Origin of the sequence: Sphingomonas sp. OTU376, from assembly GCF_038440415.1 — a bacterium.
Classification (GTDB): domain Bacteria; phylum Pseudomonadota; class Alphaproteobacteria; order Sphingomonadales; family Sphingomonadaceae; genus Sphingomonas; species Sphingomonas kyeonggiensis_A.
The window spans coordinates 45,448-63,285 of sequence record NZ_JASATQ010000008.1; the positions used below are offsets into that span (position 1 = coordinate 45,448).

The 17,838-nt window shown below is 67.2% G+C and carries 16 protein-coding genes; 8 read left to right on the forward strand and 8 right to left on the reverse strand.

The window, feature by feature from the left end:
- Nucleotides 1-124 precede the first annotated feature (124 nt).
- On the reverse strand, nucleotides 125-1,357 hold the full coding sequence (locus AAHM44_RS05505) for a polyhydroxyalkanoate depolymerase (protein WP_269572633.1): 1,233 nt from the start codon (nucleotides 1,355-1,357) through the stop codon (nucleotides 125-127).
- Between the two features lie 273 nt (nucleotides 1,358-1,630).
- Between AAHM44_RS05505 and AAHM44_RS05510 the strand changes: the two genes are divergently transcribed.
- Nucleotides 1,631-3,412: an ABC transporter transmembrane domain-containing protein gene (locus tag AAHM44_RS05510; protein WP_269572634.1), complete on the forward strand. Its 1,782-nt coding sequence runs from the start codon at nucleotides 1,631-1,633 to the stop codon at nucleotides 3,410-3,412.
- 7 nt (nucleotides 3,413-3,419) lie between these two features.
- Here AAHM44_RS05510 and AAHM44_RS05515 read toward each other — a convergent pair whose 3' ends face one another.
- Together AAHM44_RS05515 and AAHM44_RS05520 are read right to left on the reverse strand one after the other, a co-directional pair.
- Nucleotides 3,420-5,372, reverse strand: a complete 1,953-nt coding sequence (locus AAHM44_RS05515; RefSeq protein ID WP_342249303.1) for a PAS domain-containing sensor histidine kinase — start codon at nucleotides 5,370-5,372, stop codon at nucleotides 3,420-3,422.
- A 167-nt stretch (nucleotides 5,373-5,539) separates the two neighbouring features.
- On the reverse strand, nucleotides 5,540-5,965 hold the full coding sequence (locus AAHM44_RS05520; protein WP_269572636.1) for an organic hydroperoxide resistance protein: 426 nt from the start codon (nucleotides 5,963-5,965) through the stop codon (nucleotides 5,540-5,542).
- A 138-nt stretch (nucleotides 5,966-6,103) separates the two neighbouring features.
- Here AAHM44_RS05520 and AAHM44_RS05525 point away from each other — a divergent pair, with 138 nt between their 5' ends.
- The gene (locus tag AAHM44_RS05525) at nucleotides 6,104-6,541 is read left to right on the forward strand and encodes a MarR family winged helix-turn-helix transcriptional regulator (RefSeq protein WP_184168937.1); all 438 of its coding nucleotides are present in this window, start codon (nucleotides 6,104-6,106) and stop codon (nucleotides 6,539-6,541) included.
- A gap of 323 nt (nucleotides 6,542-6,864) precedes the next feature.
- Nucleotides 6,865-8,034, forward strand: a complete 1,170-nt coding sequence (locus AAHM44_RS05530) for a saccharopine dehydrogenase family protein (protein ID WP_342249304.1) — start codon at nucleotides 6,865-6,867, stop codon at nucleotides 8,032-8,034.
- Here AAHM44_RS05530 and AAHM44_RS05535 read toward each other — a convergent pair.
- From AAHM44_RS05535 to rnr, 3 genes are all read right to left on the reverse strand, one after another.
- Complete coding sequence (locus tag AAHM44_RS05535) at nucleotides 8,023-8,337, reverse strand: hypothetical protein (protein WP_269572639.1); 315 nt, start codon at nucleotides 8,335-8,337, stop codon at nucleotides 8,023-8,025. The genes AAHM44_RS05530 and AAHM44_RS05535 overlap by 12 nt on opposite strands.
- Nucleotides 8,334-8,747, reverse strand: a complete 414-nt coding sequence (locus AAHM44_RS05540; protein ID WP_184168940.1) for a hypothetical protein — start codon at nucleotides 8,745-8,747, stop codon at nucleotides 8,334-8,336. Before AAHM44_RS05540 ends, AAHM44_RS05535 begins: the two co-directional genes overlap by 4 nt.
- A 69-nt stretch (nucleotides 8,748-8,816) precedes the next feature.
- The gene (gene rnr / locus AAHM44_RS05545; RefSeq protein ID WP_342249305.1) at nucleotides 8,817-11,057 is read right to left on the reverse strand and encodes a ribonuclease R; all 2,241 of its coding nucleotides are present in this window, start codon (nucleotides 11,055-11,057) and stop codon (nucleotides 8,817-8,819) included.
- Nucleotides 11,058-11,111: 54 nt separating this feature from the next.
- Here rnr and glpD point away from each other — a divergent pair, with 54 nt between their 5' ends.
- The 5 genes from glpD to AAHM44_RS05570 all read left to right on the forward strand — a co-directional run bounded on the left by glpD (nucleotide 11,112) and on the right by AAHM44_RS05570 (nucleotide 16,177).
- Nucleotides 11,112-12,560: a glycerol-3-phosphate dehydrogenase gene (gene glpD / locus AAHM44_RS05550; RefSeq protein WP_342249306.1), complete on the forward strand. Its 1,449-nt coding sequence runs from the start codon at nucleotides 11,112-11,114 to the stop codon at nucleotides 12,558-12,560.
- 49 nt (nucleotides 12,561-12,609) lie between these two features.
- Nucleotides 12,610-12,942: a PilZ domain-containing protein gene (locus AAHM44_RS05555; protein ID WP_342249307.1), complete on the forward strand. Its 333-nt coding sequence runs from the start codon at nucleotides 12,610-12,612 to the stop codon at nucleotides 12,940-12,942.
- 318 nt (nucleotides 12,943-13,260) lie between these two features.
- A complete protein-coding gene (locus AAHM44_RS05560) occupies nucleotides 13,261-15,270 on the forward strand; it encodes a beta strand repeat-containing protein (RefSeq protein ID WP_342249308.1) in 2,010 nt (669 codons plus the stop codon).
- Nucleotides 15,267-15,767: a TadE/TadG family type IV pilus assembly protein gene (locus AAHM44_RS05565; RefSeq protein WP_342249309.1), complete on the forward strand. Its 501-nt coding sequence runs from the start codon at nucleotides 15,267-15,269 to the stop codon at nucleotides 15,765-15,767. Before AAHM44_RS05560 ends, AAHM44_RS05565 begins: the two co-directional genes overlap by 4 nt.
- Nucleotides 15,764-16,177: a TadE/TadG family type IV pilus assembly protein gene (locus tag AAHM44_RS05570; protein ID WP_342249310.1), complete on the forward strand. Its 414-nt coding sequence runs from the start codon at nucleotides 15,764-15,766 to the stop codon at nucleotides 16,175-16,177. Before AAHM44_RS05565 ends, AAHM44_RS05570 begins: the two co-directional genes overlap by 4 nt.
- 4 nt (nucleotides 16,178-16,181) lie before the next feature.
- On the opposite strand, the gene AAHM44_RS05575 is transcribed toward AAHM44_RS05570, so the two are convergent.
- Nucleotides 16,182-17,189: a pectinesterase family protein gene (locus AAHM44_RS05575; RefSeq protein ID WP_342249311.1), complete on the reverse strand. Its 1,008-nt coding sequence runs from the start codon at nucleotides 17,187-17,189 to the stop codon at nucleotides 16,182-16,184.
- Entirely contained in the window at nucleotides 17,186-17,794 is a 609-nt protein-coding gene (locus AAHM44_RS05580) for a TIGR02466 family protein (RefSeq protein ID WP_269572647.1), read from the reverse strand. The genes AAHM44_RS05575 and AAHM44_RS05580 overlap by 4 nt, the downstream gene beginning before the upstream one ends.
- Between the last annotated feature and the right edge of the window lie 44 nt (nucleotides 17,795-17,838).

Here is a 17,838-nt window from a genome sequence, read left to right on the forward strand (position 1 = left end):
TGGAAGGGAGGGGTAGGGGTGGTTGGATGTACGCGATACGGCCAGAACGGGCGTAACGTCGGCAGTACGCCAGGACGCGACCCACCCCCAGCCCCTCCCTTCCAGGGAGGGGAGTTCACACGCCTCAGCCCTTGTGCGTCGCCATCCACTGCTCCAGCACCGGCGCGATGCGGTTGCGCCACTTGGAACCGTTGAAGATGCCGTAATGGCCCACGCCCTCGGCAAGGTGATACTGCTTCAGCGATTCCGGCAGCGACGTCGCGATGGTCAGCGCGGCCTTGGTCTGCCCGATGCCCGAGATATCGTCCTTCTCGCCTTCGATCGCGAGGATGCCGACGTCCTTGATCGCCGCCGGGTCCACCTTGCGGCCGCGATGCATCATCTCGCCCTTGGGCAGCGCATGCGCCTGGAACACCAGGTCGATCGTCTGGAGGTAGAATTCGGCGGTCATGTCGCAGACCGAGCGATATTCCTCGTAGAACTTCATCGTCGCTTCGGCACCCTCCTCATCGCCCTGGACGAGATGCTTGAACATCTCCCAGTGCGAGATCATGTGGTTGCCGAGGTTCATCGTCATGAAGCCAGCGAGCTGCAGGAAGCCCGGATAGACCTTCCGCCCCGCGCCCGAATAGCTCATCGGCACGGTGGCGATGACGTTCTGCTCGAACCAGCTGAACGGACGCTCGGTGGCGAGCGTGTTGACCGCGGTCGGCGCCTCGCGCGTGTCGATCGGGCCGCCCATCATGGTCAGCGTCGCCGGACGGTTCGGGTGGTTGTCGGCGCTCATCAGCGCGACGGCGGCATAGGCCGGCACCGAAGGCTGGCACACCGCCAGCACATGCGGGCGCGGATCGCCGTCCTTGCCGATGAAGGCGAGGAATTCGATCAGGTAATCGACATAGTCCTGCAGGTCGAAGCGCCCCTCGGCCATCGGCACCAGCTTCGCGTCGCGCCAGTCGGTGATGTAGACGTCCGCCACCGGCAGCATCCGCTCGACCGTGCCGCGCAGCAGCGTGGCATAGTGGCCGGACATCGGCGCGACGATCAGCAGCTTGGGACCGCCTTCCACGCCCTCCCGCACGAAGCGCTTGAGCTGGCCGAACGGCTTGCGCAGCACGACTTCCTCATGGACCTGCACGGTCTTGCCGTCGATCTCGGTATGATCGAGCGCGAAATCCGGCTTGCCGCGCGGCGCGGAGGCATGCGCGAACACCTCCAGCGCCGAGGCCATCACGGGCCCGCCGCCGAAATAGGCGAACGGATTCGCGGGATTGTTCAGCAGCCCGGCGGAGAAATTGGCCAGCGCGCTCGCACCTGCGAGAAGCGAGCGCTGGATCTCATAAGCGTCGTACAGCATTGCGTCCCTTCCGCCGTCCCCCTCCCCTCGACGGCGGCGGCTATGGTAGCGTTATAGTAGGCCCGTGCTGCGGTGCAACGGCGCCCGGTATCATAATGCGACGGAACGAGGACAAGTTCCCATACCGTGATTACGAAATCCTATAACCGCTCCGCCTAACCCTCTCTGCATGCACGATTAAACCACCATCCTCTGATTCGCGTTAATTCGCCGCCATCACCCTCCGGCAAAGGACAGTTTCCCTGCCCCGCCATGTGCGCTAGTCCCGCGCCCATGGCCGAAACCGCCCCCGCCGCGCCGCCGCAGAAGCGCAAGCTCTCCAACCTGCTCGTGGTGTGGAGCTTCACCCGGCGCTATCCGCTCCAGCTGCTGATCGCGATGATCGCGCTGCTCGGCTCGTCGGTGACGACCTTGCTGATCCCGCGCACCTTCCAGCTGATCATCGACCATGGCTTCGCGACCGGCGTCGATACCAGCCGGATCGGCATCTATTTCGAGGGGCTGCTGCTCGTCGTCCTCGCGCTCGCGCTGTTCACCGCGATCCGCTTCTATTTCGTCTCGTGGCTGGCCGAGCGCACCGTCGCGGACCTGCGCATCGCCGTGCACCGCAATCTCCTTCGCCTGCCGCCCAAATGGTTCGAGGAAAACCGCCCGTCCGAGATCGCCTCGCGCCTCACCGCCGATACCGCGATCGTCGAGCAGGTGGTCGGCTCCACCGTGTCGATGGCGCTCAGGAACCTGCTCACCGGCGCCGGCGGCGTGATCTACCTGTTCGCGCTCTCGCCCAAGATCGCCGCCTATCTGATCGTCGGCATCCCGATCACGATCCTGCCGATCGTCTGGCTGGGCAGCCGCGTCCGCCAGCTCTCGCGCAACAGCCAGGACCGCGTCGCCGATGTCGGCTCGATCGCCAGCGAGACCCTCGGCGCGATGCGCATCGTCCAGGCCTTCGGCCAGGAAAAGCGCGAGGGCGAGCGCTTCCAGGGCGCGGTCACGCGCACCTTCGAAGCGGGCAAGCGCCGCTTCGGCCTGCGCGCGATCATGACCGCGCTGGTGATCGGCGCGCTGTTCTCCGCGATCGTGCTGATCGTCTGGGCCGCCGTCGCCGATGTCGCCGCCGGGCGCACCTCGGGCGGCTCGATCATGGCCTTCGTGCTTACCGCCGGCCTGGTCACCGGCTCGTTCAGCACGCTGACCGAAGTCTATGGCGACCTGCTGCGCGCCTCGGGCGCCGCCAGCCGCCTGGCCGAGCTGCTCCAGGAAGAGCCCGACATCGCCGCCCCGGCGAATCCGGTCGCCCTGCCCCAGCCGCCCCATGGGGCGGTGGCGTTCGACCATGTCACCTTCCGCTATCCCACCCGCCCCGAAGTCTCGGCGCTCAGCGACTTCTCGCTCGACATCCGCCCGGGCGAGACGGTGGCGGTGGTCGGTCCCTCGGGCGCCGGCAAGTCCACTCTCTTCCAGCTGCTCCAGCGCTTCTACGACCCCGAGGGCGGCGAAGTCCGCATCGACGGTGTGCCGATCCGCTCCGCCGACCCGGCCGATGTCCGCGCCCGCATGGCGATGGTGCCGCAGGAGACGGTGATCTTCGGCGCCTCGGCCCGCGACAATCTCCGCTACGGCGCCTGGGACGCGTCGGACGAGCAGATCTGGGCCGCCGCCCGGGCCGCCAACGCCGCCGATTTCCTGCGCGACCTGCCCGAGGGCCTCGACACCTTCCTCGGAGAGGGTGGCGCCCGCCTCTCCGGCGGCCAGCGCCAGCGCATCGCCATCGCCCGTGCGCTGCTCCGTGACGCCCCGATCCTGCTGCTCGACGAAGCGACCTCCGCGCTCGATGCCGAGAGCGAGCGCCTCGTCCAGGACGCGCTCGAGCGGCTGATGGAGAACCGCACCACGCTGGTGATCGCCCACCGCCTCGCCACCGTCCGCGCCGCCGGCCGGATCATCGTGATGGACGAAGGCAGGATCGTCGAGACCGGCACCCATGCCGAGCTGGTCGCCCAGGGCGGGCTCTACGCCCGGCTCGCCGCTCTGCAGTTCAACGAAGCCGCCTGAACGCGGACTAATGGGCGGCGTGCAGCGCGCCCGGCAGCGTGAAGCAGAAGGTCGCGCCGCCGTCTTCGCCATTGACCGCGCGCATCGTGCCGCCATGCGCCTCGACGATGCGCCGCGAGATCGACAGGCCGATGCCCATCCCCGCCCCGGCCTTGGTCGAAGTGAAGCGCTCGAAGAGCTGGTCGAGGATCGTCTCCGGCACACCGGGGCCGTCGTCGCGGAATTCCACTTCCACCCAGTCGCCCGCGATCGGGTGTGCCGCGATCACGATTCGCCCGGCGGCCTGCTCGGCCGACCGGATCGCCTCCACCGCGTTGCGCAGCAGGTTGACCATCACCTGCTGCACCTGGATGCGATCGACGAACACCGCGACGTCCGCCGGTTCGATCGCCAGCTCCACCTCGACATCGAGTGAATCGCTGCCGGCGCGGACCAGCTGGATCGCGTCGTCGATCATCGGCCGCAGCGGCTCCAGATGCTTGCGCACTTCGCGGTGCTGGGCGAAGTCGCGCATCCGCCGGATGATCTCGCCCGCCCGGGTCACCTGGCCGCGCGCCTGCGAGACCATCTCGGGCGCCTTGCCCGCATCGCCCTGCTGGCCGAGCAGATAGCCGACGGCGGAGAGATAGTTGATCGCCGCGGTCAGCGGCTGGTTGAGCTCATGCGCCAGGTCGGCCGCCAGCTCGCCCATCGCATTGTGGCGCGAGACATGGGCGAGCTGCGCCGAGAGCTTCGCGACATGCTTCTCGGCGGCAAGCTTTTCGGAAAGGTCGCGCGCGAACAGGGTGAAGCAGGTGATCCCGTCGATCCCCTTGAACTTCGCCCCGCGCAGCTCGAGCGGAAAGCGCGTGCCGTCGGTGCGCACGCCTTCGCCGGTCAGCAGGAATTCGGGCTGCTCGCGCCCCAGCATCGCCATCAGCTTGGTCCGCTCGCGCTCGCCGAGATAGCTGCCCATGTTGCAGCCCTGCGCCCCGGCCGGGACCAGCCACAGCGCGGCCGCGGCCTGGCTGAAATCGGTCACCAGCCCTTCGCGGTTTATCACGATCACGGCATCGGGAACCCCGGCCAGGATCGCGCGCAGCTGCTCGCCGCGCAGCCGCACCACATCGTTCTGCTGGCGCGCGCCGCGCAGTCCGACGATCAGCAGCAGCGACACGATCAGGATGTTGCACGCCACCACCATGAACTGCGCTTCGTTGAGCCCCAGCCCGCCATCGCGGACCAGGACGAGCGCCAGCAGCGAAGGGAAGACCGGCAGCGCGATGATTGCCGGGGAAAGCCGCCGGAACAGCCGGTATTCGAAGCCGATCTCGCGCCGCTCCCGGCCATGCAGCACATGGAGCAGGATCGCGGTGGCCAGCGCGAAATTGGGAATGGCGGTGGTGATCGAACGGCCGATGAAGCTTGGCGAGATCTGGGTCGGCGCCTCGACCAGCATCATCGTCGCGGTCAGCGCGGTCAGGCCGATGCCGGTGCTGGCGATCAGCGCCGCCCAGGTCCGCGGCAGTGGCGCATCGCTGGTGATCAGCAGCATCGCGGCGCAATCGAGCATCAGCATGCTGATCGCGCCCGTGCCCGGGACGCCCTTGTTGAGCACATTGAGCTCGATCACCTGCCGGTAGAACAGCAGCCGTTCGAGCCCCAGGTCGAAATGGGCAAGGTAGTGGAATGCCTGCAGGCTCAGCAGCGCCAGCGCCACCCCGATGACGATGCGGGCGGCCGTGCGCTTCTCGCGATGCGCGAGCAGCCCGCCCAGCGCCACCAGGAAGAACAGCACCGATGCCAGCGGCATGATCGAATAATGGGGATTGCCCAGGCCGCGCAGGATCGGGATGCCAAGGGTCCAGCCGAGCAGCACCAGCACCGGCTGCGCCACCGAGAAACCGAACAGCCAGGTCGCCCAGCGATAGGCCGCCGTGCCCCCCGTCGTCTCGGAACCCTCGCTCCTTGCGATTGCCATCGCTTCCCTTCCTCCGGCCGGGCCGGCGGTGCCCCCATGGCGATTCGCTATGCGCGATCTACCACTAGCTATGATCTTTCATCATTGTGCAGATTAACTGCCAGCCCGGAAAATTGCGGATGTTCCGCATTTTACGGGCCGGCAGCCGGGAGCTTCATAAGGTCAGGTCAGGCGATGGTCAGGCCGACATTGATGTTGCCGCGCGTGGCGTTCGAATAGGGGCAGATCTGGTGCGCTGCCTCGACCACCTTCTCGGCATCGGCGCGATCCAGGCCCGGCAGGTTCACTTCCAGGTCGGCGGTGATGCCGAAGCCGCCTTCCGAACGCGGGCCGATGCCCACCGTCGCGGTCACCGTCGTCTCGGCCGGAACCTTGATCTTCAGCTGCATGCCGGCAACCTTCAGTGCGCCGATGAAGCAGGCCGAATAGCCCGCCGCGAACAGCTGCTCGGGATTGGTCCCCTCGCCGCCGGCGCCGCCCAGTTCCTTCGGGGTCGAGAGCTTCACGGCAACGCGGCCATCCTCGCTGCGGGCTTCGCCATCGCGTCCGCCGGTGGCAGTGGCGCGGGTGCTGTACTTGACGTCGACGGACATGCTCGGTCTCCTTAAAAACATTCTGCGATAATCATTATCGCGATAACGTTTAGCTAGTGCGTGAGTCGGCCCTTGTCCAGCGAATATTTATCGCGATATGTATTTTGACGAATTTGGCCCTGGCCAAGGAGACCGATCATGCCCGCCGCCGCACCGCTCGACGACCAGCTCTGCTTCTCGCTCTACGCGACCAGCATGGCGATCACGCGCGCCTACAAGCCGATGCTCGACCGGCTCGGCATCACCTATCCGCAATATCTGGTGCTTCACGCGCTGTGGGAGCAGGACGGCCGCACCGTCGGCGCGATCGCCGAGCGACTCGCGCTCGAATCGAGCACGATCACGCCGCTGGTGAAGCGGCTCGAGGCTGCCGGCTTCGTCCGGCGCGAGCGCAATCCCGAGGATGAGCGCCAGGTCCAGGTCCGCCTGACACCACGCGGCGCCGAAATGCGCGAGGAATGCGGCTGCCTGGCCGAGGAACTGCTCACCCGCTCGGGCATGCGGGGCGAGCAGCTGATGGGACTCAACCGCGACGTGAAGTCGTTGTGGAACGCGCTGCGCGAGGGGCAGGACTGAGAGAGGCGCTACCCGCCTGCCCCACACCCATCGTCACCCTGAACTTGTTTCAGGGTCCAACGCGCCTCAAGCGATATCCTTCGCGGCGCCTTGGATGCTGAAACGAGTTCAGCATGACGGAGAATAGCGTGGATGGTCGCCAAACCACGCCAAACCACCATACCGCCCCTTCCAATGTAGGATTTCCTCTGCTTCACTGGCCCTGATCGCAAAAGCCCGCGCACGGGAAATCGGCACCTCGCCGCTCTCCCACGCACGTAAAAGCGAGTATCAAGAGATTCAATGAATCGCCCCAAAGGCGAGCAGGAGCAGGAACCGCAAGAATGGCAAACCGAGAATTCGATATCATCGTCTATGGAGCCACCGGCTTCACCGGCCGTCTCGTCGCCGAATATCTCGCCGGCCACTATCCCGACGTGAAATGGGCGATGGCGGGCCGCTCGCTCACCAAGCTGCAGGAAGTGCGCGACGAGATCGGCGCGCCGGCGGACACGCCGCTGCTCACCGCCAACGCGGACGATCCCGCCAGCCTCAAGGCGATGGTCGCCCGCGCCGCGGTGGTCATCACCACCGTCGGCCCCTACCAGCTTTATGGCGAGGCCTTGCTCGCCGCCTGTATCGAGACCGGCACCGCCTATGTCGATCTGTGCGGCGAGCCCGCCTGGATGGGCCAGATGATCCGCAAGTACGAAGATGCCGCCAAGGCCAGCGGCGCGCGCATCGTCTTCTCCTGCGGCTTCGATTCGATCCCCTTCGATCTCGGCGTATGGGCCGTGCAGCAGGCGGCGATCGCCCGCTTCGGCAGGCCGGCGCCGCGGGTGAAGGGCCGGGTGCGGGCGATGAAGGGCACCTTCTCCGGCGGCACCTTCGCCAGCGGCAAGGCGTCGATGGCCGCCGCGGCCAGGGATCCCTCGATCCTCAAGCTGATGGTCGATCCCTTCGCCCTCACCCCCGGCTTCCAGGGGCCGCACCAGCCGAACGGCATGGTTCCCTATCATGACGAGGCGGTCGATGCCTGGGTCGCCCCCTTCATGATGGCGGTGATCAACACCAAGAACGTCCACCGCTCGAACTTCCTGGCCGGCCAGCCCTATGGCGCGGACTTCCAGTATGACGAGATGACCATCGTCCCCGGGCTCGGCGAGATCGGCAGGGCCGCGGCCGAGGCGCTGGCGAAGATCAACCCCATGGCCGCCGACAAGGGCCCCGCCCCGGGCGAAGGCCCGAGCAAGGAGGAGCGCGAAACCGGCTATTACGACCTGGTCTTCGTCGCCGAGATGCCGGACGGCCAGCGCCTGTCGGCAACGGTCAGGGGCGACAAGGATCCCGGCTATGGCTCGACGAGCAAGATGATCGCCGAAAGCGCGCTCTGCCTGCTGCGCGACGTGCCTGCCGAGGGCAAGGGCGGCATCTGGACAGCCGGCGGCCTGATGCCCGAGCCCCTGGTCAAGCGGCTCGAGGCCAATGCCGGGCTCAGCTTCTCAGTAGAGTAGGGTCAGCAGCCCCGCGGCGAGCAGGCAGAGGACGATGACGATGGGAACCAGGATGGCGCGGGTGCGGTCCTGGTCCTTCTGGAAGGCGGCAAGGTCGAACCAGTAGCGGTCCTGCCCGGCCGCATGGATGATCCCGGCGCGCTGCATGCGCTCGAACTGGCGGCGCTCGATGGGCCGCTGCGGCACGAAGGGAACCGCCTCCTCGGCGGATACGGCGTGGAGGGCGAAGAAATGGGCGCGGATTCGCCGCCGCGCCCCTGCGGCCAGCGCCCCGATGGAGACCGGGACGCTGGAGGAGATCACTGCGGCGTCGCCGGAGCAGCCGGCGGGCAGGTGGTGACGGTCGGGCCCTTGGCCAGCTTGCCGCCGTCGAGCGAGTCGACCCGCATCGACACGCCGGTGGCGAAGAACTGCGGCGCCGTGCTGCAGAAGCCGCCGACCAGCGCGGTCGAGATGTCGGCGGGGGTCAGCTGGGTACGCCAGCCGGCCGGACCATCGACGGTGAGGACCAGGGTATTGGCCTCGGAAGTGATGTTCTTGAGGACGATGCCGCCCTCGAAGGTCTGGCCGACGGCGCCCTGCATGTTCTTGGCGAAGTCGGCGGCGGTCGGCTTGGCCTGGGCTGCGGGAGCCGGAGCCGGCGCGGTCTGCGCGGCGGCGGGCAGCGCCGGGGCGGCAGTAAGCGCGAGGGCAAGGATGAACGGCTTCAGCATTGGGTCGAATCCCCCGGAATGTGGAAGGCGAAGCATAAGGGCACAGGACACATGGTCAATGAACCCAGATCAGCGCCGCTTCCCATTGTGGCGAATATTGGCCGGTCTGCCCCGCCTCTTAATCGGGCGCGGCCGCCCTTTGCCAGCCCGTTCCGGCCGGAAGCCCGAAGGACCGGCCGAACCGACGCCGTCCGGCAGCTCGAAGCGCAGCGCGCCCGATACCGGGTTCGCCTCGACCAGCCGCAGCTGCAGCCGCATGCCGAGGGTGAACTCGTCGCCGCTCTCGTCGCCGACCAGCCGCTGTCCGGCTTCGTCGTACCGGAAATATTCGGTGCCGAGGTCCCGTGCCGCGACCAGCCCGTCGCCGCCGACGCCATCGACGGTGGCGAAGAAGCCGAAGCTCTGCACTCCGGTGATCCGTGCCTCCAGCACCTCGCCGACATGATTGGCGAGATAGGCGGCGACATAACGGTCGATCGTCTCCCGCTCCGCTTCCATTGCCCGGCGCTCGAGGCTCGAGATGCTCTCGCCGATCCGCTCCATCGTCGCGGCTTCTTCCTGCGTCAGCCCGCCCGGGCCGAGATCATAGGCATGGACCAGCGAGCGGTGGACGATCAGGTCGGCATAGCGGCGGATCGGCGAAGTGAAGTGCGCATAGCTGCCGAGCGACAGGCCGAAATGGCCGTGGTTCGCCGGGCCATACGAGGCCTGCATCTGGCTGCGCAGCACCTGCTGCATCACCTGCTCGCGAAAGTCGCTCTCCCCAACCCGCTTCAGGATATGGTTGAACGTCGCCGGCTTGATGACCTGCCCCAGTGCGAACTCGATGCCGAAGGTCTTGAGATATTCCCGCAGCGCGACGAGCTTCTCCCGGGCCGGCGGCTCGTGGATGCGATACATCACCGGCGCCTTCTTCGCCTCCAGCGCCTTGGCCGCCGCGACATTGGCCGCGATCATGTAATCCTCGATCAGCTTGTGCGCATCCAGCCGCTCGCGCGGAGCAACCGAGAGGATACGCCCCATCTCGTCGAGGACGATGCGGCGCTCCGGCAGGTCGAGGTCGAGCGGCTCGCGCTTGTCGCGCGCCTTGTTGAGCGCATGCCAGCAGCTCCACAGCGGCCTGAGCGCCGTCTCGGTGAGCGGATGCTCGATCTTGCCGTCGATGGCGGCCTGGGCATCCTCATAGGCGATGTTTGCCGCGATGCTGACCACGGCGCGCGTGAAGCGCCAGCTTTTCAGCTCGCCATGCTTGCCGATCTGGAGATGGCAGGCGAGCGCCGCCCGGTCCTCGCCTTCCTTGAGCGAGCAGACCTCGGCCGAGAGGATCTCGGGCAGCATCGGCACGACGCGGTCGGGAAAATAGACCGAGTTGCCCCGCTTGCGCGCCTCGCGGTCCAGCTCCGAACCGGGGCGGACATAGAAGGATACGTCGGCGATCGCGACCACGGCCTTCCAGCCGCCTTCATTCTTCGGATCCTCGTCCGGCGCGGCCCAGACCGCGTCGTCATGGTCGCGGGCATCCGCCGGGTCGATGGCGACGATCGGCAGATGGCGAAGGTCCTCGCGCTTGCCGAGGTCGAGCTTCGACACCCGCTCGGCCTCTTCGAGCAGGTCCTCCGAGAAGACATTGGGGATGCCATGCCGGTGGATCGCGATCAGCGAGAAGCTGCGCGGGGCGAAGGGATCGCCGAGAATCTCGACCACCTTGGCGGTGATCCGCGGCGGGCGGCCGGTCTTTTCGGCCAGCACCAGGTCGCCGACTTCGCCGCTGCCAGCGTCGGAGACCATCCAGTTGCGCCGCTCCTTCTTCTCGACGCCCTGCAGCCAGAGCCGCCCGGCCTCTTCCTTGAGCACACCGAGCATCAGCTCCTCGCCGCGGGCGAGCTTCTTCATCGGATGGGCGATCCAGCCGTTGCCGGCCTCTTCGGTGCGGGCAAGGATGCGGTCGCCGATCGCCAGCGCAGAGCGCTTGCCGCGCGGCTCGCGAACCCGCAGCCGCGGCACCGGCACGCCCTCGGCCTCCCAGCGCTCGGGCACCGCCCAGGTGGTGTCGCCGTCCGCGTCGGTGATTCGCAGCACGGTGACCTTGGGCACTCCGCCCATCTTGTGGAAGGCGCGGCCGGGGGCGACGTCGATCAGCCCCTCGTCGCTCATGTCCTTGAGCAGCGCCTTGAGCAGGATCTTGTCCTGCCCGTGCAGTCCGAAGGCCTTGGCGATTTCGCGCTTGCCTGCGGGCGTGTTGGAATTGGTGATGAAATCCAGAATCTGCTGCCGCGTGGGCAGTCCAGCTTTATGTTTTGGTTTTGCCATTGACCCCTAAGATAAGGACTCGCGAGCCGCCTGCCAACGCCGTAACCTCACAGCGTGACATATGACCTGCTCATCGTCGGCGGCGGGATCAACGGGTGCGCGATCGCCCGCGAAGCCTCGCTGCTCGGGCTCAAGGTGCTGCTCGTCGAGAAGGACGATCTCGCCAGCCATACCAGCTCGGCCTCGACCAAGCTGATCCATGGCGGGCTGCGCTATCTCGAGACCTACGAGTTCCGCCTGGTCCGCGAAGCGCTGCACGAGCGCGAGCGGCTGCTGGAGGCCGCACCGCACCTGATCCGCCCGCTCACCTTCGTGCTGCCCCATGCCCATGCGCTGCGGCCGTGGTGGATGGTCCGGCTCGGCCTCTACCTCTACGACGCGCTGGCGATAGGCAGCAATTCCACCCTGCCCCGCTCCCGCGACCTGACTGCCCGGGACCAGGCCTTCACCGCCCCCCTGGCCGGCACCCACAGGGGCTTCGTCTATTCGGACTGCCGCGTCGATGACGCCCGCCTCACCCTCGCCAACGCCGTGGACGCCGCGGCCCATGGCGCCGAGATCGCGACGCGCACCGAGCTGCTGGGCGCCCGGCGAGAGGGCGAAATCTGGCATGCCGAGCTCTCAGATGGCCGCACCGTGGAGACGCGCGGCCTGGTCAACGCGGCCGGCCCGTGGGTGCGAAACCTCCTCGACACGCTGGCTATTGCTAATCATTCTCAGATCAGGCTGGTCAAGGGCAGCCACATCGTCGTCCCAAAATTGTTCGACGGCGACCATGCCTATATCCTCCAGCAGCCCGACGGCCGGATCGTGTTCGCCATCCCCTATGAGGGCGGCTTCACCGAGATCGGCACCACCGACATTCAGGTCGAATGCCCCGAGGATGCCGTGTGCAGCGAGGAGGAGAAGACCTATCTCTGCGCGGCGGTGAACCGCTATTTCGCCCGGCAGGTCGCCCCCGCCGACATCGTCTGGAGTTGGTCCGGCGTCCGCCCCCTGCACGATGACGGCGCCGCCAAGGCTCAGGCGGTGACCCGCGACTATGTGCTCGAGCTCGACGACAAGGGCCCACCCCTGCTCTCGATCTTCGGCGGCAAGATCACCACCGCCCGTGCGCTGGCCGAGGAAGCGCTGGCGAAGATCGGCCCGGCACTCGGCGGCGAAGTCGAGCCTGTTACCCGGGCCCGCCCCTTCCCCGGCGGCACGATCGCCGATTTCGACAGGTTCGTGGCGCAGACCAAGGCGCGTTGGCCGTTCCTCGGCGATGCCCGGGCCGAACGCATGGCGCATGCCTATGGCTGCTGCCTGGCGGACATGCTGCGCGACGTGACCGATCTCGGCGAGGACCTGGGCGCCGGCCTGACAGCCACCGAGATACGCTGGATGCGCGACCATGAATGGGCGCGCACCGCCGAGGACGTGCTGTGGCGGCGGAGCAAGCTCGGGCTGCACGCCGGTCCTGAACTGGCCTCCGAGGTCGAAATGGTGCTGAAAGGCCCTTAAGCCCTTCTTAAACCGTCCAAGGCAGGGTGCGCGCCGGGGCGGAGAGAGAATGGCAACGAAGTTCTCCCAATATCGGGCCGTAGCACCTGCGCTCGTCGAGCAGCGGGCCGCGACGCGTCATCGCATTCTCGTCACCCGCGCCACCCTCACCAAGCGCGGCAACAAGCCGGTCGAGGCAATGCTGCACGACCTGTCGGTCTATGGCTGCCGCCTCGCCTGCGAAGCCCCGCACGGAACGGGCGACAAGGTGTGGCTCAACCTGCCCGACGGCGCCCCGGTGCCCGCCACGGTGGTGTGGAACGACGGCACGCATATCGGCTGCCGCTTCGACGAGCCGATCGAGCGCAGTCTGGTGCGCCAGCTGACCTTGGTGATCCGCTAGCCGTTTCACGGCAGGGCGAGGCCGGAGATGCTCGAGAGTCCCCAGAATGGCGGATTTCGGCTCATCTTCGTCGCTGGCGATGTACATATCCGGCGACGACGCGACCTACAATTTCTCTATGTTTACAGCATTTTAGAGATACAAGCGTGTACCGGAGGCCGGTTGAACGATTGCATCTCGCGCAACCGTGATACCGATACCAACATGCATCCGTAATGGATCGTTTACCCCGCCTACCTAGCGCCCGACGCAAAGAACAAGGGTCGGGAAATTCCTCTAAAGCTCTCACATGCCTTGCGCACGATATGCGCGCGCTTGGTGCGCGACAGTCGTGGCACTGTCGCGGTGATCGGCGCGCTGTCGCTGGTGGCGGTGATCGGCAGTGCAGCGTTCGCGGTGGATCTCAACCGGGGCTATGACCAGCGCATCGCCAATCAGCGCGCGGCGGACATGGGCGCACTCGCCGCCGCTCTGGCCTACAAGGCGGCGAACAGTGAAATGGTTCTCGCCCCCACCGCGCAGGACGTGGTGCTGGTCAACGGCATCGCCGACGCCACCGTCACCGCGACACTGGTCAACGATGTCCCGACCGCCGGAACCAAGGCCGTGAAGGTCACCGTCACCACCCGGATGCCCTTTGCCCTGGGCACGGCGATGGGCTTCCACGGTGCCTATGATGTCGGCGCGACCGCCTATGCCTCGCTCAACTCGGCCGCGCAGATCGGCACCCCCTGCATTCTCTCGCTCGCCTCGAGCGGCACCGGGATCTCGACAAGCGGCGGCGCTACGATCAACACGCCCGATTGCGTCGTCGCGGCCGTGTCCACGGTCGAGAATGGCGGCACCGGCATCACCGCGAAGAACATCATCGCCGGCACCGGATCGGTCATCAACAATTACGGCACGCTGTCGGCCGACCTGATCCGCTACGGCAACAGCTTCACCAATCCCTCGTGGAACACCAACGTCCCCTCGTCCGACAAGATCATCAAGGGCACGACCGACATCACCGATCCGCTGGCCGACAATGTCGACCTGGCCAATGCCCGCGCGCTGATCGGCAGTTTCGTCGCGCCGCGCACCCTTGCCAATCCGGTGACGCCGGCCGGCGCCGACTGGACGATCGGCTGGACGCCCTCGGCCAATATCGCCGCCTATCGCAGCGGCACCAGCGCAAACTACACGATCCCGGCGGGCAACTACACGATCGGCAAGCTGACCATCGATGGCGGCCTCAACGTCCGCTTCGCAAGCGGATCGAACATTACCGTGGCCAATGGCGTCTCGATCGGCGGCGGCTCCACGGTCGTGTTCGGCGACCTTAACCTCAAGGTAAATGGCGGCTTCGCCAGCGGATCGAGCGGTGTCACCCTGGGCAATGGCACGATCGAGATCGGCAGCGGTTCGATCAGCTTCAACGGCACCAACAGCATCGGCAATGGCGCGGTGACGATCAACAGCACGGTGAATCTGGGCGGTGGCTCGTCGCTCAGCATGGGCACCGGCAACCACGCCTTCCAGAGCGTGGCGCTGAGCGGCGGCGGCTGGATGAAACTGGGCGATGGCGACCTGGACGTCGGCGCCGGTATCGCGGTGGGCGGCGGATCGACGCTCGCGGCCGGCAAGGGCGACTACCGGCTGGGCAAGGCTAGTTCGGGCGACGCGGTCAACCTGTCGGGCAGCGCGGTGATGCTCATGGGCGACGGCGCGTTCAGCGCCAATGGCAATATCACCACCTCGGGCGGCAGCCGGCTGGTGTTCGGCAAGACCACCAACCACCTGATCAACGGCAACATGACCATCGCCGGATCGGTGCTGTTCGGCACCAGCCGCTACACGATCGCCGGCAACTTCACCAACGGCACCGGCGGCACCACCTGGCCCTATACCTCGTCGGTGACCGGCCTCACCTATGGCAACACACTCGAGGGGGTGAGCGTCTCCGGCTATGACATGGCCGGGGTCAATGTGTCCTTCATCCTCTCCGGCACGCTCAATCTCGGCGGCGGTGCCAAGACCAAGCTGGTCGCCGCGACCATCGGTACCAGCGGCGGCGCGATCGCCGACCTGCTGATCGAAAGCCTGACCCGCAGCGCGACCAGCTGGGGCGCCGGCGCGCAGAATATATTCGTCGGCGCGGTTCACCTGCCCAATTCCGATGTGACGATGAGCGGCGGCAGCACCACGCTGTCGGCCGGCCAGTGCTTCATGCTGATCGCCAATCGCATCGCGGCGACCGGCGGCGCGGCGACGGGCTCAGCCTGCACCAGCATCACCGGCGGCGGCAGCTCGGGCAACGGCACCGGCTCGATCGGGCTGGTCCAATGATCCGCCGCCTGCTCCGGGAGCGTCGCGCCGCCGCGACCATCGAGTTTGCGCTGCTCGCCACCTTCTTCCTCGGCGTGATGCTCGTTGCACTCGATATCGGCACCTACCTCATCCAACGCAGCTCGCTCCGCCAGGCCGTGTCCGCCGCGGCGACATCGAGCTTCGCCCAGCGCGACACGGTGAGCTATGCGGCGATCCCCGACTATGTCCGCCGCGCCGCCCGTGCCCCCGCCACGGCGCTGGTCACCACCACCTGCAACGGCAGCGCGGTCTGTAACAACAGCGCGCGCAGCTGCGCCTGCCTGAGCCGCACCGCAACCTATGTGCCGGTCGCGAGCTGCGGCGTGCCCTGTTCCGGCTCGGGCATGGCTGCCGGTGCCACCTCCGGCTATTATCTCAAGATCTCCGCCTCCTATGCCTACCAGCCGCTGGTACTGCCCCGCGGATTGCTGACCGCCTCCAGCATTTCCGAAACCGCCACTGTGCGGCTGCAATGAACCCCGTCCGCCGCCTCCTCCGTGCCACCAGGGGCGCCAGCGCCGTCGAGTTCGCGCTGCTTGCCCCGGTGTTCCTCACACTGTTGTTCGGCATCATCGAGGGCAGCCGCATGCTGTGGCTCCGGCAGACGCTGGGCGAGGTCGCCTTCAGCACGGTGCGCTGCATGTCGGTCAGCAGCACCTGCGCCACGCTCCAGCAGCAGCAAAGCTACGCACTCACCCGCGCCTCGCAATATGGCGTGGCGATCACGGCGACCAACCTGGCGATCAAGGCCAATATCACCTGCGAGGGCAATGCCGCTTCCAACCAGGTCTCGATCACCGCGCCCTTCCGTTCGCCCATTGCCGGGCTGATCTCCGCAATCCCCGCCGAGATCACCGCCAAGGCCTGCTTCCCCAAGCTCGGCTGAGCCCTCAGAAGCCGATCGCCTTCGCCCGGGTGAAGCGCTTCGCCTCCGCCACCGTCAGCAGCTTGCGGTCGGTGCCCGCCGGCGCCGCACCGGGACCCCGGGTCCCGAATTCCCAGAGCCGCGCTTCGGGCGGAGTCAGCCGGCGCGGCTCGCCGTCCGGTCCCTTGTAGCCCATCCAGGTCCAGCCCTCGCGGCGGATATGACCGTCCATGAAGCAGCGCAGGAACACCGCCTCGCCGGTCAGCGCCATGTTGCCGCCGGCACGCCAGGGGCGGCCGAGCCAGGTCGCACGCTCGGGCACGCCGTTTTCGCGCAGCAGGCTGCAATCCGAGAAGACCAGCCCGAATTCCTGCGCCGCCGGCGTGCTCGGCGCAGCGACATAGCCGAAGCTCTCGGCATTCGGCACATAGCGGGTGACGATCTCGCAGCGCTCGAACCACGCCGCGCCGCCACCGAAGATGAAGTCGACCCCGCCGGTGATCCGCGTGCCGGTGATGAGGCTGCGGGCCTGGACATAGAAGGTGTCCTGATAGCCGAGCAGCGTGCAGCGATCGACGGTGGTGCGGTCCGCCTCGCGGCCGATGGCCAGCGCCACTGCCTGGGCTCCGTTGCCCGAGCCGTCCCGCCGGGCGCCGATATAGTCGAAGCTGTTGATGACGATGAGTTCACGCAGCGTCACGCCGGGTGCGGCGATGGTCAGCGTTGCCGAGCCGCCGGTGCCCCAGGTGCCGCCGCCCGGCTTGGGTGTGCCCGACGCGGTGCCATATTCGATCACCGTGCCCGGCGAGCCCTGGAGGGTAAGGCCGGGCACGCGCACCGTCAGCTTCTCGGTGAACAGGCCCGGCTTGAGCAGGATGCGCCAGGGCCGTCCCGCCTTCTCCGCCTCGGCCAGCGCGGCGCCCAGCGTGCCGGTGGCGGGATCGACCACCGCGTCCCATTGCTCCGCGCCCCGCGCCTGTGCCGCAATCGGCAGCGACAGCGCGCCGGCGAGAAAGGCGCGCCGGCCGGTCATCCCCAGCGATAGTTGAAGCTGATGCTGATCCGCACTTCCTTGCCCGAGCCGGGCGGGACCTCATGGCGCAGCCAGCTTTCCCAGAGCAGCACCGTGCCGGGCTCGGGCACGATCTCGACGAAGCTCTGCAGCTCGTCGGGCGCATTTTCGAGGCGCGGCGGCGCGGCCATCATCATCGCCAGCCGCGGGTCCTCGAGTTTCAGGCCTCGCGAACCCTTGGGCAGCGAGACATAGAGCGTGCCCGAGACGACGCTGTGCGGATGGATGTGTGCGCCATGCCCGCCCTTGCCGTCGAGCACGTTCACCCAGAGGCTGTCGAGCTTGAGCTTCTTGCCGCCGAGATCAAAGGCGCAGGCCTTGGCAAACTTGGCGACATGCTTGTCCAGCAGGCGCTTCAGGTCCGCGAAATTGGGGTCGCGGATCGGCAAATCGTCGAGCGAGGCATAACTGGTATAGCCGCGATAATGGTTCTCGCGGCACCAGCGGCGGCCGGCGCTGTCGTCCTCGGCGAGCTGGAGGCAGGAATCCTCCAGCGCGTCGAGGAGATCGTCGTCACCCAGCGGCTCCTGGTAGAGCGGCGTGGAGAAGAGCGTGCGCAGCGTCATCGCTCCCAACCCGTCACCCCGGCCTTGTGCCGGGGTCCACCAGG

Excerpts from the sequence above, each read along its gene's own strand:
- AAHM44_RS05505 (WP_269572633.1), bottom strand. The coding sequence starts at position 1,357 with ATGCTGTACGACGCTTATGAGATCCAGCGCTCGCTTCTCGCAGGTGCG.
- AAHM44_RS05510 (WP_269572634.1), top strand. The coding sequence starts at position 1,631 with ATGGCCGAAACCGCCCCCGCCGCGCCGCCGCAGAAGCGCAAGCTCTCC.
- AAHM44_RS05515 (WP_342249303.1), bottom strand. The coding sequence starts at position 5,372 with ATGGCAATCGCAAGGAGCGAGGGTTCCGAGACGACGGGGGGCACGGCG.
- AAHM44_RS05520 (WP_269572636.1), bottom strand. The coding sequence starts at position 5,965 with ATGTCCGTCGACGTCAAGTACAGCACCCGCGCCACTGCCACCGGCGGA.
- AAHM44_RS05525 (WP_184168937.1), top strand. The coding sequence starts at position 6,104 with ATGCCCGCCGCCGCACCGCTCGACGACCAGCTCTGCTTCTCGCTCTAC.
- AAHM44_RS05530 (WP_342249304.1), top strand. The coding sequence starts at position 6,865 with ATGGCAAACCGAGAATTCGATATCATCGTCTATGGAGCCACCGGCTTC.
- AAHM44_RS05540 (WP_184168940.1), bottom strand. The coding sequence starts at position 8,747 with ATGCTGAAGCCGTTCATCCTTGCCCTCGCGCTTACTGCCGCCCCGGCG.
- rnr (WP_342249305.1), bottom strand. The coding sequence starts at position 11,057 with ATGGCAAAACCAAAACATAAAGCTGGACTGCCCACGCGGCAGCAGATT.
- AAHM44_RS05555 (WP_342249307.1), top strand. The coding sequence starts at position 12,610 with ATGGCAACGAAGTTCTCCCAATATCGGGCCGTAGCACCTGCGCTCGTC.
- AAHM44_RS05565 (WP_342249309.1), top strand. The coding sequence starts at position 15,267 with ATGATCCGCCGCCTGCTCCGGGAGCGTCGCGCCGCCGCGACCATCGAG.
- AAHM44_RS05570 (WP_342249310.1), top strand. The coding sequence starts at position 15,764 with ATGAACCCCGTCCGCCGCCTCCTCCGTGCCACCAGGGGCGCCAGCGCC.
- AAHM44_RS05575 (WP_342249311.1), bottom strand. The coding sequence starts at position 17,189 with ATGACCGGCCGGCGCGCCTTTCTCGCCGGCGCGCTGTCGCTGCCGATT.
- AAHM44_RS05580 (WP_269572647.1), bottom strand. The coding sequence starts at position 17,794 with ATGACGCTGCGCACGCTCTTCTCCACGCCGCTCTACCAGGAGCCGCTG.